The sequence below is a fragment of the Buchnera aphidicola (Taiwanaphis decaspermi) genome, assembly GCF_039405155.1.
Classification (GTDB): domain Bacteria; phylum Pseudomonadota; class Gammaproteobacteria; order Enterobacterales; family Enterobacteriaceae; genus Buchnera_M; species Buchnera_M aphidicola_B.
The window spans coordinates 438,205-453,895 of the sequence record NZ_CP135049.1; the positions used below are offsets into that span (position 1 = coordinate 438,205).

A 15,691-nucleotide genomic window follows, 5' to 3' on the forward strand; every position below is an offset into this window, starting at 1 on the left:
TTTTTTTATTTTTTTAATATTATTTAAATAAAAATTTATAAAATTTAACTATAAAATAAAAATATTTTTTATTTGATTAAATTGTAATTTTTTTTTTACAAATTATCATTTAAAAAATCTTTAAGTTTTCTTTTAGAAATAGAGCCAACTTTAGTTGCTAATAACTCTCCATTTTTAAACAAAAGTAAACTTGGTATACCTCTTATAGAATATTTAGGAGGGGTTAAAGGATTTTCATCTACATTCATTTTGCAAATAATCAAGTTTGTTTTATATTCTTTAGATATTTCATCTAATATAGGAGATAATATCTTACATGGCTCACACCATTCTGCCCAAAAATCAACTAAAATGAAATTCTCTGTTGTTGATAAAAATTTTTCAAAATTATTATCCGTTATTTTTAATATTTTATTTTCTTTCATTTTATACCTATTTAATATTTAAATTAAATATTATTTAAAAATAATATTTTATTAGAAATAAATTAATATAATATTAATTATACTAGAAATTAAAATATAATAGTAGCAAAAAAATAGTTTTATAATAAAAAAATTAACATTAATAATATACAATTATATTATTTAATGATATTTATTAATAAATTAAAAAAATAAATTTCTCATGATGAATAAATTTATAAATAAATATTTATTTAAAATAAATTTAAAAAAAACTTTGGTATTTTAGATTCATATTGTTTAATTTTTTTTTTTATTTTCATCGTTAAATCAATGTTATCTATTCCTTGTATTAACCTTTGTTTTACGGTTTCATCTATATCAAAATTATATTTTTGATAAATATTTGTGACACTTTTTTTATGTAAGTTAACAGTAAATTTGATACCTATGTTTTTTTTAACAATATTGAACATGTTATTTATTATGTTTTTATTAAAACAAATAGGTAATAAGTTGTTGTTTATACTATTATTATAAAAAATATCAGCAAAACTTGTAGCTATAACAATTAAAAAACCATAATCTTTAAGAGCCCAAACAGCATGTTCTCTAGAAGATCCACATCCAAAATTATCTCTACATAATAAAATAGTTGAATTTTTATATTCATTTTTATTTAAAATAAAGTTTTTATTTATTTTTTCACCTTTTTCATCGTGGAATCTCCAATTATGAAATAAATTAAAACCAAAACCATTTTTAGTAACTCTTTGAAGAAATTGTTTAGGAATTATTACATCTGTATCAACATTAGAAATATCTAATGGTATAACTTTACCTGTATGTTTAACAATTTTATTTTTTATTCTAATCATTATTTATATCTCTAATGTCATAAAATTTACCTTTTATTGCAGCAATAGCTGCCATAGCTGGGCTTAATAAATGAGTTCTACTGTTTCTACCTTGTCTTCCTTCGAAATTTCTATTGCTGGTTGAAGCACATCTTTCTTTAGGATTTAATTTGTCTTCATTCATAGCTAAACACATAGAACAACCTGGTAATCTCCATTCAAAACCAGCGTTTATAAAAATTTTATCTAACCCTTCTTTTTCTGCTTGTTTTTTTACTTTTTTAGAACCAGGTACGACTAAAGCTTTTACACCTTTAGCAACTTTTTGTTTATTAACAATTTTAGCTGCAGATCTTAAATCTTCAATTCTACCATTAGTACAAGATCCAATAAACACTCTATCAATACTAATGTCTGTTAATTTTATACTATGTTTTAATCCCATATATTTTAATGCTTTTTTTGCTGATTGTTTTTCTAAAATATTTGTAAAATATTTAGGATTTGGTATTTTTTTATTTATAGAAACAACTTGAGATGGATTTGTACCCCATGTTATTTGAGGAATAATTTCTGTTACGTCTATTTTTATTATTTTGTCAAATTTAGATTTTTTATCAGATTTTAAAGTTTTCCAATATTTTAACGCATTTTCCCATTGTTCTTTTTTAGGAGAATATTTTTTATTTTTTAGGTAATCGAATGTTTTATTATCTGGTGCGATAATACCTGATTTAGCACCCATTTCAATAGACATATTGCAAATAGTCATACGTTGTTCCATGGTCATATTATCAATGACGTTACCGCAAAATTCTATTATATAACCATTACCTCCTGAAACACCTATTTTTTTTATGATGTATAAAATAATATCTTTAGAACTTACATATTTTTGTAATTTTCCAGATATTATTATCTTCATGTTTTTAGCTTTTTTTTGTCTCAGTGTTTGAGTAGCAAGAACATGTTCTACTTCTGAAGTTCCTATGCCAAAAGATAAAGATCCAAAAGCTCCATGTGTGGAAGTATGAGAATCTCCACAAACTATAGTCATTCCTGGTAAAGTCATTCCATTTTCTGGACCTATGACATGTACTATACCTTGATTATTATTTTTTACATCATATAATTTTACATTAAATTCTTTACAATTTTTTTTTAAATGTTGTATTTGAATTCTGGACATTTTGTTAAACTTAGAAATATCATTGCTTGTTGTAGAAACATTATGATCCATAGTTGCAAAAGTTTTATTTGGTTGTCTAACTTTTCTTTTTTTTGTTCGTAAACCGTCAAACGCTTGAGGTGAAGTAACTTCATGAATAAGATGAAGATCTATATATATAATTGGATCTTTACTGTTTTTATCTGCTACTATATGGGAGTCATATAATTTTTGGTATAAAGTTTTATATATTTTCATAATTTCCTTTCAAAATTAAATTAGCTATAATATCACCCATTTTTTTTGTTGTAATATATTTTTTACCATCAGATATATCAAATGTTCTATATCCTTTTAATAAAACCTTGTTTACAGAGTTATTTATTATTTTAGATATATTTTTTAAATTAAAACTATGTTCTAATAACATAGATAAAGACAAAATTTGAGCTATAGGATTAGCTATATTTTTATTAGCTATATCAGGAGCAGATCCACCCGCAGGTTCGAAAATTCCAAAATTATTTTCATTTAAACTAGCAGAAGGAAGTATTCCTATAGAACCAGATATTGCTGCACATTCATCAGAAATAATATCTCCAAATAAATTTGAACATAAGATAACATCAAAATCATATGGTTTATTTATTATTTGCATCACAGCATTATCGATATATAAATGTGAAACTTTTACTTTTGGATAAATTTTAGATATTTTATCTACTGTTTGCCTCCACAAAATAGAACTTTCTAAAACATTAGCTTTATCAACGGAAACAAGTTTTCTATTTCTTTTCATGGCTAACTTAAAAGCAATATGTGATATTCTTGTTATTTCTTTTTCAGAATATATTTCTGTATCAAAAGAATATTTTGATTCTTTGTTTTTTTTTGTACCTTTAGGAGAACCAAAATATATTCCTCCAATTAATTCTCGAACACATAAAATATCAAAACCTTTAGAAGATATATTTTTTTTTAAAGGAGATAATTTATATAATTTTCTATGTAATTTAGATGGTCTTAAATTTATAAACAAATTAAAATGTTTTCTTATTTTTAATAAAGCTCCTGTTTCAGGTTGTAAATTTATAGGTAATTTTTTCCATTTTTCACCTCCTACAGATCCTAGTAAAATAGCGTTTGATTTTGTACATCCTGATATAGTTTCATTAGGTAATGGAACACCATGTTTATCAATGGCTACACCTCCAATATCATATTTTTTTGTAATTATGTTTGTTTTAAATCTTTTATTAATAACTTCTATAATTTTTAAGGCTTCTTTCATAACCTCAGGTCCTATTCCATCACCTGGTAAAATAGCTATCTTGTATTTTTTTTTCATTAATATATTTTCTTGAAATAATTGATTATTTGAATTAAAAAATATTTTTTTTGAGATTCATGTAAATATCATTTAAATTCCATATATTATTTAAAACATCAATCAAAGAAAGAATGTAAGATTCTAAATAGTTTTTAGATATTCCTGTTCCATAAAAAGTTCTATTTTTATATTTTACGGAAATATTAACTCTAATTGATAAATTTTCTATTTTTTCTGTTGTAAAAGATTCATAATTTAATAAAACTATTTTTAACATAGTTGTTTTACTAAAAAGTTTACAAAGAACATTTATAATATTTTTTTTAGTTGTTATTTTAATATTTTTTATTTTATCTCCACATAATAATTTTATTTTTAATTTTGTATAATCACGTAGTTTATAATTAACACTATATTTTTTTAGTAAAAAAAAATTTTTATATTCTTTTTCATTTTTAAAGGCTAAATATTCTAAATCATAATCAAATACTTTTCCTTTTTTATCTGCAAAATTAATAAATTTATTATATAATTTATTAAGATCATAATCTTTTTCTTTATATCCTAATTCTAACATTTTTTGTTTTATTGCAGATCTACCTGATCTTGAAGTTAAATTTAATTTTGTTTTTTTAAATCCTATAATTGTTGGATTAAATATTTCATAATTATTCCTATTTTTTAACATACCGTCTTGATGTATTCCAGAAGAATGTGAAAAAGCATTGCTTCCTATAACAGCTTTGTTTCTAGGTATAGGAACATGACATATTTTACTAACCAATTTACTGTTTTTATAAATATTTTTAATGTTTATATCTGTATATGCATTTAGCAAATTACCATGTAATTTGATAGCCATTATTATTTCTTCTAGCGCTGTATTACCAGCTCTCTCACCTAAACCGTTGGTTGTTCCTTCTACCTGAGAAGCTCCTTCTTTTATAGCAGATATTGAATTTCCAGAAGCCATACCTAAATCGTTATGACAATGTACTGAAATATTAGCTTTATCTATATTAGGAACATTATTATATAAATATTTTATTATTTTTCCAAATTCATAAGGAACAGTAAAACCAACTGTATCCGGGATATTAATTGTATTAGCACCAGCTTCAATTACTTTTTCAACTATTTTACATAAATTATTAATATTAGTACGTCCAGCATCTTCACATGAAAATTGCACATCATTAGTATATTTTTTAGCTTTTTTTACATAAAAAACAGACATATCTATTATTTCTTGAAATCTTTTTTTAAGTTTTGATTTTATGTGTATGTCAGATGTAGCTAAAAATATATGTAATCTGAAATTTTTAGCTTTTAACATAGATTCTGCAGCTACTTCTATATCATTATCTACACAACGAGCTAAACTACAGATAGTGCTATTTGTTATATTATTTGATATAATTTGAGAAGATTTAAAATCTTCTGGAGAAGATATTGGAAAACCAACTTCTATAATATCTACCCCCATATTTTCTAAAGATAAAGCTATCTTCAACTTTTTTTTTGCTGTCAAACTGTATTTTAATGCTTGTTCACCATCTCTCAACGTGGTATCTAAAATAATAATTTTTCTTTTCATAAAATTTTTTCCTAATAATTTCATTATTGTTTGTAGAAAAATATTTATATTAAAAAATAACAATTTTGTGATATATAATCATAAATATTCTTTTTGAATATTTATTTAATAAAAATATTTAAAACGAATTTTTAAATTTTTTATTTAAATATTTAATAACCTTATATTTTGTGCATAAAAATAATTTAATTTTAAATAAAATTAAAATTTAAAAAAAATATTTTTAAATTTATTCAAATTATTTAAAATGGTGCATATAATAAATTACAGCCCCATTTTAAAATAACTATTTTAAATAATTAATTTTTTAGAAATACACCTTAATAAAATTTTATATATTTTTCATTTTAGTCATATATTTTCTTAATTTTAAACCAACTTTTTCTATTTTATGATTATCTATAAAATTTTGTAACTTTAATAATTTTTTGTTATCTATATAATATGATTTTATTTCATTACCAATATCGTTTTTATTAAGTTTATGTAAAATTTTTTTAAATATTTTTAAAGCTGGTTTTGTAAACAAATAACTTCCATATTCTGCAGTATCAGAGATTATAACATTCATTTCGTGTAATCTTTTACGTGCAATAGTATTTGCTATTAAAGGTAGTTCATGTAGAGACTCATAATAAGCTGATTCGGGCATTATTCCTGTAGATAACATAGTTTCAAAAGCTAATTCAATACCTGCTTTAACAATAGATATCATTAAAACACCTTTCTTAAAAAAATCTTCCTTAAATATTGATCCTGTATAATTTTTTGATTTCTCAAAATCTGTATTTTTAATTTCTTTCCTCCATTTTAGTAATTTAATATCATTATTTTTCCAGTCTTGAATCATTTTTTTAGAAAAATCACCCGAAATAATATTATCCATATGTTTTTGAAATAAATATTTCATATTTTTTTTAATTATTTCTGATATTTGATGTACTCTATATTTAGCATATGGGGATAATCTATTTAACATTAATTTTATACCTCCGTGTTTTAAAGATTCTGTTATTATTTCCCAACCATATTGTATAAAACTTGCTGAATAACATTTGTCAAAATTTTGAGATACTAAAAAGTCATAACAAAATAATGAACCTGCTTGAAGTAAACCACATAATATTGTTTGTTCTCCCATTAAATCTGATTTAACTTCAGCAACAAATGAAGATTCTAAAACACCAGCTTTATCACTACCTATAGCCATTGCCCAAGATTTAGCTATTTCTATACCATTTTTATTAATATTATTTTCAGGATGAACAGCTATTAAAGCAGGTACTCCAAAACCTCTTTTATATTCTTCTCTTACTTCTGATCCAGGACATTTTGGAGCAACCATTATTACTGTAATATCAGATCTAATAACCTCTCCCATTTCGACAATATTAAAACCATGAGAATAACCTAATATTGAATATTTTTTCATTAAAGGTTGTATTTTTTTTATTACTATTGAATGTTGTTTATCTGGAGTCAAATTGATAACTAAATCTGCTGTTGGTATTAATTTTTTATATGTGTTTACAACAAATTTGTTTTTTATTGCATTTTTGTATGAATTAGTTTTTTTTAAAATAGATTTTTTTCTTAAAGCATAAGACACATTTAGTCCAGAATCCCTCATATTTAAACCTTGATTTAGACCTTGTGATCCACATCCTACTATTACTATTTTTTTATTTATAAGAAAATTCTTACTTTGTAAAAATTCTTTTTTTAATACAAAACGACATTTTTTTAATTGAGATATTTTTTTTCTAAAATTTAATTTATTAAAATAATTAGACATTATTTTCCTCTTAATATTTTTTATTTAATATATTTTTATCTCTAACAGCTCCTTTACTAGAACTAGTAACAAAAAAAGAATATGCTTTCAATGCATCAGATATATTTCTTTTTCTGTTTGCAGGTGTAAAAGATTTATTTTTTCTTTTATTTTCTTCATTTATTCTTTTAATAATTTCTGATTTACAAACACATAATTTAATTGTACGTTTAGGTATATTTAACTTAATGATGTCACCGTTTTTTACAATCGATATCAATCCTTTATTAGCTGCTTCAGGAGAAATATGTCCTATAGAAAGACCAGATGTTCCTCCAGAAAATCTTCCGTCTGTTATCAAAGCACAATATTTGTCTAACCCCATTGATTTTAAATAAGTTGTAGGATATAACATTTCCTGCATACCTGGTCCACCTTTAGGACCTTCGTACCTAATAACTACTACATCACCTTTTAAAACACCACTATTTAAAATTGCATATACTGCATCTTCTTGGCTTTCATAAACTTTTGCAGGTCCAGAAAAAGTTAACATTTTTTTATTAACTCCAGCTGTTTTCACAACACAACCTTCATTAGCCAAATTACCTTTTAATATAGCTAATCCTCCATCTTTACTATATGCATATTTATAAGATCTTATACAACCATTTTTTCTATCCAAATCTAATTTTTTCCATCTATATGATTGAGAAAAAGGTTGTGTAGTTCTAACTCCTAAAGGACCAGCAAGAAACATTTTTTTTACTTTTTTATTTTTAGAAATAATTATGTCATATTTTTTTAATGTTTTTTTAATTGATTTTCCTAATATATTATTAGATTCATGAAGTAAATTTAATCTATTTAATTCACCTAATATTCCCATAACTCCTCCTGCTTTATGTACATCCTCTATATGATATTTTTTTGAACTAGGAGATACTTTGCATAAATGAGGTACTTTTCTGGATATTTTATCTATATCAAAAATAGAAAAATCTATTTTACCTTCTTGAGCTGCTGCTAATAGATGTAATATAGTATTACTTGAACCTCCCATAGATACATCCAACATCATTGCATTAATGAAAGATTTTCTATTAGCTATATTTCTTGGCAAAAAATTAATATTATTGTTTTTGTAATATTCTTGAGTTATCTTTACAATAATTTTGCCAGATTTTTTAAACAACTTTTTTCTATCGGTATGAGTAGCTAATATTGTTCCATTACCTGGTAATGCTAATCCTAAAACTTCCATTAAACAATTCATGGAATTAGCAGTAAACATACCAGCACAAGAACCACATGTAGGACAAGATAGTTTTTCAATAACATTACTTTGAGTTTTTTTATTTTTTTTTACCCCTTCTATTATAGCATTTACTAAATCTAATTTAATAACTTTGTTATTTTTATCAATTATTTTACCAGATTCCATAGGTCCACCAGAAACAAATACTGATGGTATATTTAACCTTAATGATGCCATTAACATTCCCGGGGTTATTTTGTCACAATTAGATATACATACCATTGCATCAACACAATGTGCATTTATTACATATTCTACTGAATCAGCAATTATATCTCTAGAAGGTAATGAATATAACATCCCATCATGTCCCATAGCAATTCCATCGTCAATTGCTATAGTGTTAAATTCTTTTGCAACACCACCGTTTTTTTTTATTTCTTTAGCTACAATATTTCCAATATTTTTTAAATGAATATGACCTGGTACAAATTCTGAAAAAGAATTTACTATTGCTATTATAGGTTTTTTGAAATCATCATCATTCATTCCTGTTGCTCTCCACAAAGAACGAGCACCAGTCATGTTCTTACCATGTGTTGTTTTTGAAGAACGATATTTAATCATGTTTAACTCTATATTTTATAATTTTGTTAGAACTTAAATTATTTTACATAATTTAAAAAACTTATTTTTAGTTTTTTAAATTAATTAAATTTAATTTAAATTAGGTAATTATTAAATTTAATATAATATTTTTGTTAGGTGGGTTAATATTAGATATATGATATATTAATATTTTATTTTATTTTCATTATATGATAATTTTTTATATTTTTATTCAGGGACGGAGGGAATTGAACCCACAACATTCGGTTTTGGAGACCGACGCTCTACCAATTGAACTACGTCCCTATTTAATAAAAATATATAAATAAATTTTCAACAAATAATGAAATTATATAATATATGATTTTTTATTAAAATCAAGATATCATAATATTTTACATAAAAAATTATTTTAATTTTTTTAATAAAATTTTTATAGGATATATTGTTAATGAAATTACCTATATACTTAGATTATTCTGCAACAACACCTGTAGACCCTCTTGTTGTAAAAAAAATGTTAAAATTTTTAACTATAGATGGTATATTTGGAAACTCAGCATCTAGATCTCATAAATTTGGATGGGAAGCAGAAGAAGCAGTAAATATTGCTAGAAGTCAAATTTCTAATTTAATTAATTGTGATATAAGAGAAATAATATTTACTTCTGGAGCAACAGAATCAAATAATTTAGCAATAAAAGGATCAGCTATTTTTTATAAAAAAAAAGGTTCACATATAATAACTAGTAGTACCGAACATAAATCTGTATTAGATAGTTGCAGATATCTTGAAGAAATTGGTTATAAAGTAACTTATATTAAACCTAAATCTAATGGTATTATAAGTATCAAACAAATACAAAAAAAACTAAAAAAAAATACTATATTAGTTTCTATTATGCATATTAATAATGAAACAGGAGTTGCTCAAAATATAAAAAAAATAGGTAATTTATGTTTTAAAAAAAAAATTATATTTCATGTAGATGCTACGCAAAGTATAGGTAAAGTTCCATTTAATATTTCTAAATACAAAATAGATTTAATGTCTTTTTCATCTCATAAAATGTATGGACCGAAAGGCATAGGATGTTTATATGTAAAAAGAAAGCCTCGTGTTAGATTATCTTGTCAAATTCATGGAGGAGGTCATGAAAGAGGTCTTAGATCAGGTACTTTACCAGTTCATCAAATAGTAGGCATGGGAGAAGCTTGTAGGATAGCTAAAAAAGTTATAAAAAAAGAAAATGAAAAAATGATTTATTTAAGAAATTTATTATGGAATGGAATAAAAAATATTGAAGAAGTTTATTTAAATAGTGATTTAGTAAAAGGTGCACCTCATATTCTAAACGTAAGTTTTAATTACGTAGAAGGAGAGTCTTTAATTATGTCTTTAAAAGAATTAGCTATTTCTTCAGGATCGGCATGTACTTCTTCTAGTTTAGAACCTTCATACGTATTAAAATCTATGGGTATCAAAGACGAACTTGCACATAGTTCTATTAGATTCTCTATAGGTAGATTTACCACTGAAAAAAATATAAATTACGCTGTAAAATTAATTCATAATTCTCTTAAAAAATTGAGACATTTATCTCCTTTATGGGAAATGTTTAAATCCGGTGTGAATTTAGATAATGTTATTTGGAATCATAAATAAATATGTGAATATTAAGGAATAAAAATGTCATATAGCAAAAAAGTATTGGATCATTATGAAAATCCAAGAAATGTTGGATCTTTTAAAAAAAATTCTGCTAAAATAGGAACAGCTATGGTTGGAGCTCCTTCTTGTGGCGATGTAATGAAATTGCAAATAAAAGTAAATAAAAAAGGTATCATTGAAGATGCTTGTTTTAAAACTTATGGTTGTGGTTCAGCTATAGCTTCAAGCTCTTTAATTACAGAATTAGTTAAAGGAAAATCATTAACAGAAGCTGAAAAAATAAAAAATACTTCTATCGCAAAAGAATTGGATTTACCTCCTGTAAAAATTCATTGTTCAATACTAGCTGAAGATGCAATTAGAGAAGCAATTGCCAATTATAAACAAAAAAATAAAAAAAAATAAATAAATAATTTTCAAAAATGCTGAATAAAAATTCAGCATTTAAAACAATTGCTAAAAATTTAAATAACAAAAAATATTATATTTTTAATTTAGGAATTTTTTATGAATTACTTTGATGTTTTAAAAATACCAAAAAGCTATAAAATTTGTACACAAACTCTTAGAAAAAACTTTTATATTTTACAAAAAAAATATCATCCAGATAATAATTTAAATAAAAACATATCAAATATTAAAAAAAAAAATAAAAAAAGCATGTTGGTTAATGAAGCATATCAAGTTTTAAAAAATTTTATTACAAGAGCAGAATATTTTTTATCTTTGAATGGATTTATTCTTTCTAAACAAGAAAAATTAAAATATGACAAAGATTTTTTATTACAACAAATAAAAACATTTAATTATTTAAAACAACTAAAAAAAAATATTAAAAAAAAAAAAATATTAGATTTTAAAAAAAAAATATATGATTTATGTAAACATTACAAAAAAAAAATATATAAAGAAATTGACAAAAATAAATTTGAAAAAGCAATAATAACTTTATTAAAAGTAAAATTTTTTTACAAAATAAGAAAAAAAATAAAGAAATTAATTGATAAAATATTATTAATTTAAATTTATTAATATTAAAAATTATTTTGGATAATTATATGAATAATAATGTTTTAAAAAAAAATAAAATAATTGTAGGAATAGATTTAGGTACAACATACTCTTTAGTTTCTACTATAATTAATAATAAAGTATATTTTATTAGAGATGAAAAAAATAAATACTTATTTCCATCTGTAGTATGTTATAAAAATAATGAAGTATTTGTAGGATGGGATGCAATTGTTAATATTACAAAATATCCAAAAAATACTATTACTTCTGTTAAACGTTTAATAGGTTTATCCATACAAGAAATAAAAAAATTATATCCAAATATCCCTTATAAGTTTAAAACAAAAAAAGATAATTTGTGTATTAAAATTGATAATAAGTTAATAAGTGTGATAGACATTTTGAAAGAAATTTTTAATCATATAAACTCAATAGTTTTTAATAAATTTAAAAAATACATATATCAAGCAGTAATAACTGTACCTGCATATTTCAATGATATTCAAAGAAAAATTACTAAAAAAGCTGCTAATTTATCTAATATAAATGTATTAAGATTAATAAATGAACCTACAGCTGCTGCTTTATCTTATGGATTAAGTTTAAAAAAAAATGGTATATTTGCAGTTTACGATTTAGGAGGAGGAACATTTGATATTTCGATATTAAGTTTTACAAATAATATTTTTGAAGTTTTGTCTACAAAAGGTAATACTAATTTAGGCGGTGACGATTTTGATAATAAATTATTTAATTTTATTATATCTAAAATAAAAAATTATGACATAAAAAATATAAAAAATAATGCCAAAATATTAAATATAGCTAAAATGGTTAAAATAAAGTTGAGTAAAAAAAATAAAGTAACTATTAAAATAAATAATATTAATGTTATAATTACAAGAAAAATTTTTAATAATTTAATATCTAATTTAATAAAAAAAACTTTGTTAATTTGTCAACAAGCAATTAGAGATGCTTCTATATCATATAAAAATATAAAGAAAATAATTATGGTTGGAGGATCGACTTGTATACCATATGTACAAAAAAAAGTTGGTGTTTTTTTTAATAAAAAAATATTGAATTTTATTAACCCAAAAAAAGTTGTTGCTATTGGAGCTTCTATACATGCAAATTTATTATCTAAAAAATCATTATATAAAACACATGATTTTTTATTGTTAGATGTTATATCAATGTCTTTAGGAATAGAGACTATTGGTGGTTTGTTTGAACATATAGTATATAAAAATACTACAATACCTGTATCTAAAACAAAAATATTTACTACTTTCAAAAATAATCAAAAAACTATGCTTATTCATGTATTGCAAGGAAATAATAAATATGTGAAAAATTGTAAAACTTTAACTAAATTTGTTATAAAAGATTTACCTATGAAACCAGCTGGTAAGATATTCATATTTGTTACTTTTATTATAAATGCTAATGGAATTTTAAATATAAATATTAGAGAAAAAAAAAATAACATAAAATTTAATGTTAAAATAAATTCAAAAGACACAGTATTAACAAAAATATCAACATAGTTACATCAAATAAATAAAAATAATATTTTAAAACTTATATTTAGGATCATAAAAAATGCCAAAAATATTTTTTTTACCTCATGTTAGTATTATACCTAATGGAAAGATTGTAAATGCAAAAACTAATGAGTCTATTTTAGATGTTGCTTTAAAAAACAAAATAAATATAGAACATGCTTGCGAAAAATCTTGTTGTTGTACCACATGTCATTGTATTATAAAAAAAGGGTTTTCTTCTTTATCAAAAATAACTGAAAAAGAAGAAGATGCTTTAGATAAAGCATGGGGTTTATCGATTAATAGTAGATTATCTTGTCAAGCTAAGTTAGGAATAAAAGATTTAATTGTGGAAATTCCTATTTATAACTTACACATGTGATTTTTTTATATAAGGGTTAATATTATCTTTAAACTTAATACATAATTTAATACCTATTATTTTCAATTTTTTTTGAAAAAAGTTATTTAAATATTTTTTGTATGAAAGTGGTATTTTTTTTGTTCTAACTCCATATATTGTTATTTTTTTTTTATTAACTAAATTTTTTTTTTGTGTAATGTATTTTAATTTTATTGTTTTTCCATTTATTAAAGGAGGTTGATGTTTTTTTATTGCCAAATACATTAATTTATTTAATTTTGACGTTTTTATATTTTTACATAAGTTATTATGATATATTTTTTTTATTAAATCTATTATTTTTATTTTTTTAATATTTTTTACAGAAGAAATAAATTTTATATAGGTAAAATTAAAAAATTTTAAATGATTTTTAATATTATTTATTGTATATTTTTTGTTTTTTTTTTTTATTAAATCCCATTTATTAGCAATTATCATAAATGGTTTATTATATTTATTAATGATATTTAAAATAAAAATATCCTGTCTGGATATTTTTTTACATACATCAAATAAAAATAAAACTACATCTGATTTTTTGATAGATTCTATTGATTTAATAATAGATATTCTTTCAACAAAATTTATTTTTTTTTTTTTTTGAATACCAGCTGTATCTATAAATGAATATTTATAATTATTTATTTCTATATTTGTAGAAATACTATCTCTTGTAGTACCAGGTAAATCAGAATAAATTAATTTTTTTTTATTAGATAAGTTATTAATAAATGTAGATTTTCCTACATTAGTACATCCAACTACTGCTATTTTTAAACAAATTTTTAAATAATTTATATTTTTTTTTGTTTGGTTTAAAATACATAATTTTTTTTTAATATATTTTTTTAATGAATTTATTCCAACATTATGTTCTGCAGATATTTTTTGAAAATTTTTAAATCCTAAAGAATAAAATTCTGTTATTTTTCCTTCTTCTGTCTTAACATCTATTTTGTTTGCTATTAAAATAGTTTTGTTTTTGTGTTTTTTTATTTTACTATATATATTTTGATCAATATTTGTTAAACCACTTGTTACATCTACTAAAAATAATATTAAAAAAGATTTTTTTATTATATTATAAAGTTGTTTTTGCATTTGTATTGAAAAAATATTTTTTGACATGTTAAAACCAGGTGTGTCTATAATTTTTACATATTTTCCAATAACTACATTTTTTTCATTTTGATTTATTGTAACACCATGGTAGTCATATACTATTGCATTTCTACTTTTAGTTAATTTGTTAAACAAAGTAGATTTACCAACATTTGTTCTTCCAATAATAGATATTTTTGGTAACATATAATTTTCCTTACTTTATTTAATTTAATAATTAATATTTATTAAAATAACTATAATGTTTCTTTTATTTTATTTTTTAAAAAAATACTAATTTTTTTTGAATAAAAATAATTACTACTTTTTATCCATAAAATAATAGCTTTATTTTTATCATTATTTTTTGAAAAAAAATCACCTAAATAATTATATTTAACACCTAACCAACTTTTTTCATTAAAATTATTTAATAAAATTGAATATTTTTCAAAATCATTTTTATTTGTAAATATTTGCATTTTTTTAAATAATATTAAATTATATATATTTAAATCTATATTTTTGTTTTTTAGCAAAAAATTTATAATTTTTTCAGCTTTATATATTTCATTATTTTTAACATATTTTTTAATTAAAAATAATTTTTTAATATATTCTTTGTTCTTTTTAATTTTGTTATTTTTACTATTCCAAGTAATATTTGATGGCAATAAATTATTTATTTTTTTTGAAAAATTTTTATTTTTTTTAAAAAAATAAAAAAATATTAATATAATAAATATAAAAATTAAAATAAAAAAAATATTTTTTTTGTTTTTCATATATTTTTTCTTAATAAATTAATTGTTACTGATATATAATTATTATATCATTTATTATAATTAAAAACATGAGTACACTAATCAAATTATTTAACAACAAATAATTTATATTAAAAATTTGTTAAAAGTTAAACATATTTGTTATAATTTAATAAATTTTTTATAT

14 protein-coding genes and 1 tRNA gene are annotated in these 15,691 nt (G+C 21.7%); 5 read left to right on the forward strand and 10 right to left on the reverse strand.

The window, feature by feature from the left end; genetic code table 11:
• Nucleotides 1-95: 95 nt before the first annotated feature.
• The 8 genes from trxA to RJX39_RS02215 form a co-directional block, all read right to left on the reverse strand.
• Nucleotides 96-425 carry a thioredoxin TrxA gene (gene trxA / locus RJX39_RS02180; protein WP_343192596.1) on the reverse strand — a complete coding sequence of 110 codons (330 nt, stop codon included), beginning with the start codon at nt 423-425 and terminating at the stop codon, nt 96-98.
• Between the two features lie 233 nt (nt 426-658).
• Nucleotides 659-1,273: a 3-isopropylmalate dehydratase small subunit gene (leuD, locus tag RJX39_RS02185; protein WP_428994321.1), complete on the reverse strand. Its 615-nt coding sequence runs from the start codon at nt 1,271-1,273 to the stop codon at nt 659-661.
• Between the two features lies 1 nt (nt 1,274).
• Nucleotides 1,275-2,687, reverse strand: coding sequence for a 3-isopropylmalate dehydratase large subunit (gene leuC, locus RJX39_RS02190; protein WP_428994318.1), 1,413 nt, complete (start codon nt 2,685-2,687; stop codon nt 1,275-1,277).
• Complete coding sequence (leuB, locus tag RJX39_RS02195) at nt 2,674-3,777, reverse strand: 3-isopropylmalate dehydrogenase (RefSeq protein ID WP_343192598.1); 1,104 nt, start codon at nt 3,775-3,777, stop codon at nt 2,674-2,676. The genes leuC and leuB overlap by 14 nt, the downstream gene beginning before the upstream one ends.
• A gap of 34 nt (nt 3,778-3,811) precedes the next feature.
• Nucleotides 3,812-5,356 (reverse strand): 2-isopropylmalate synthase, encoded by a 1,545-nt coding sequence (gene leuA, locus RJX39_RS02200; protein WP_343192599.1) that lies wholly within the window; start codon nt 5,354-5,356, stop codon nt 3,812-3,814.
• Between the two features lie 331 nt (nt 5,357-5,687).
• A complete protein-coding gene (ilvC, locus tag RJX39_RS02205; RefSeq protein WP_343192600.1) occupies nt 5,688-7,151 on the reverse strand; it encodes a ketol-acid reductoisomerase in 1,464 nt (487 codons plus the stop codon).
• 10 nt (nt 7,152-7,161) lie between these two features.
• Nucleotides 7,162-9,015 (reverse strand): dihydroxy-acid dehydratase, encoded by a 1,854-nt coding sequence (gene ilvD / locus RJX39_RS02210; protein WP_343192601.1) that lies wholly within the window; start codon nt 9,013-9,015, stop codon nt 7,162-7,164.
• A 215-nt stretch (nt 9,016-9,230) separates the two neighbouring features.
• Nucleotides 9,231-9,303 (reverse strand) — tRNA-Trp (locus tag RJX39_RS02215).
• Nucleotides 9,304-9,448: 145 nt separating this feature from the next.
• Here RJX39_RS02215 and RJX39_RS02220 point away from each other — a divergent pair.
• The 5 genes from RJX39_RS02220 (at nt 9,449) to fdx (ending at nt 13,615) form a co-directional block, all read left to right on the forward strand.
• The gene (locus tag RJX39_RS02220; RefSeq protein WP_343192602.1) at nt 9,449-10,663 is read left to right on the forward strand and encodes an IscS subfamily cysteine desulfurase; all 1,215 of its coding nucleotides are present in this window, start codon (nt 9,449-9,451) and stop codon (nt 10,661-10,663) included.
• Nucleotides 10,664-10,687: 24 nt separating this feature from the next.
• The gene (gene iscU, locus RJX39_RS02225) at nt 10,688-11,074 is read left to right on the forward strand and encodes a Fe-S cluster assembly scaffold IscU (RefSeq protein ID WP_343192603.1); all 387 of its coding nucleotides are present in this window, start codon (nt 10,688-10,690) and stop codon (nt 11,072-11,074) included.
• A gap of 102 nt (nt 11,075-11,176) precedes the next feature.
• Complete coding sequence (gene hscB, locus RJX39_RS02230) at nt 11,177-11,692, forward strand: Fe-S protein assembly co-chaperone HscB (RefSeq protein ID WP_343192604.1); 516 nt, start codon at nt 11,177-11,179, stop codon at nt 11,690-11,692.
• 35 nt (nt 11,693-11,727) lie between these two features.
• Nucleotides 11,728-13,236 carry an Hsp70 family protein gene (locus tag RJX39_RS02235; RefSeq protein WP_343192605.1) on the forward strand — a complete coding sequence of 503 codons (1,509 nt, stop codon included), beginning with the start codon at nt 11,728-11,730 and terminating at the stop codon, nt 13,234-13,236.
• Nucleotides 13,237-13,291: 55 nt separating this feature from the next.
• Entirely contained in the window at nt 13,292-13,615 is a 324-nt protein-coding gene (fdx, locus tag RJX39_RS02240; protein ID WP_343192606.1) for an ISC system 2Fe-2S type ferredoxin, read from the forward strand.
• Here fdx and der read toward each other — a convergent pair.
• Both der and RJX39_RS02250 read right to left on the reverse strand, forming a co-directional pair.
• Nucleotides 13,604-14,947, reverse strand: coding sequence for a ribosome biogenesis GTPase Der (der, locus tag RJX39_RS02245; RefSeq protein ID WP_343192607.1), 1,344 nt, complete (start codon nt 14,945-14,947; stop codon nt 13,604-13,606). The two genes, fdx and der, sit on opposite strands and share 12 nt — an antisense overlap.
• A 50-nt stretch (nt 14,948-14,997) precedes the next feature.
• On the reverse strand, nt 14,998-15,525 hold the full coding sequence (locus RJX39_RS02250; protein ID WP_343192608.1) for a hypothetical protein: 528 nt from the start codon (nt 15,523-15,525) through the stop codon (nt 14,998-15,000).
• Between the last annotated feature and the right edge of the window lie 166 nt (nt 15,526-15,691).

Bases quoted from the DNA above. Each gene is read 5' to 3' on its own strand.
- RJX39_RS02235 (WP_343192605.1), top strand. From the start codon at position 11,728: ATGAATAATAATGTTTTAAAAAAAAATAAAATAATTGTAGGAATAGAT.
- leuA (WP_343192599.1), bottom strand. From the start codon at position 5,356: ATGAAAAGAAAAATTATTATTTTAGATACCACGTTGAGAGATGGTGAA.
- ilvD (WP_343192601.1), bottom strand. From the start codon at position 9,015: ATGATTAAATATCGTTCTTCAAAAACAACACATGGTAAGAACATGACT.
- leuB (WP_343192598.1), bottom strand. From the start codon at position 3,777: ATGAAAAAAAAATACAAGATAGCTATTTTACCAGGTGATGGAATAGGA.
- trxA (WP_343192596.1), bottom strand. From the start codon at position 425: ATGAAAGAAAATAAAATATTAAAAATAACGGATAATAATTTTGAAAAA.
- fdx (WP_343192606.1), top strand. From the start codon at position 13,292: ATGCCAAAAATATTTTTTTTACCTCATGTTAGTATTATACCTAATGGA.
- iscU (WP_343192603.1), top strand. From the start codon at position 10,688: ATGTCATATAGCAAAAAAGTATTGGATCATTATGAAAATCCAAGAAAT.
- ilvC (WP_343192600.1), bottom strand. From the start codon at position 7,151: ATGTCTAATTATTTTAATAAATTAAATTTTAGAAAAAAAATATCTCAA.
- hscB (WP_343192604.1), top strand. From the start codon at position 11,177: ATGAATTACTTTGATGTTTTAAAAATACCAAAAAGCTATAAAATTTGT.
- der (WP_343192607.1), bottom strand. From the start codon at position 14,947: ATGTTACCAAAAATATCTATTATTGGAAGAACAAATGTTGGTAAATCT.
- RJX39_RS02250 (WP_343192608.1), bottom strand. From the start codon at position 15,525: ATGAAAAACAAAAAAAATATTTTTTTTATTTTAATTTTTATATTTATT.
- RJX39_RS02220 (WP_343192602.1), top strand. From the start codon at position 9,449: ATGAAATTACCTATATACTTAGATTATTCTGCAACAACACCTGTAGAC.
- leuC (WP_428994318.1), bottom strand. From the start codon at position 2,687: ATGAAAATATATAAAACTTTATACCAAAAATTATATGACTCCCATATA.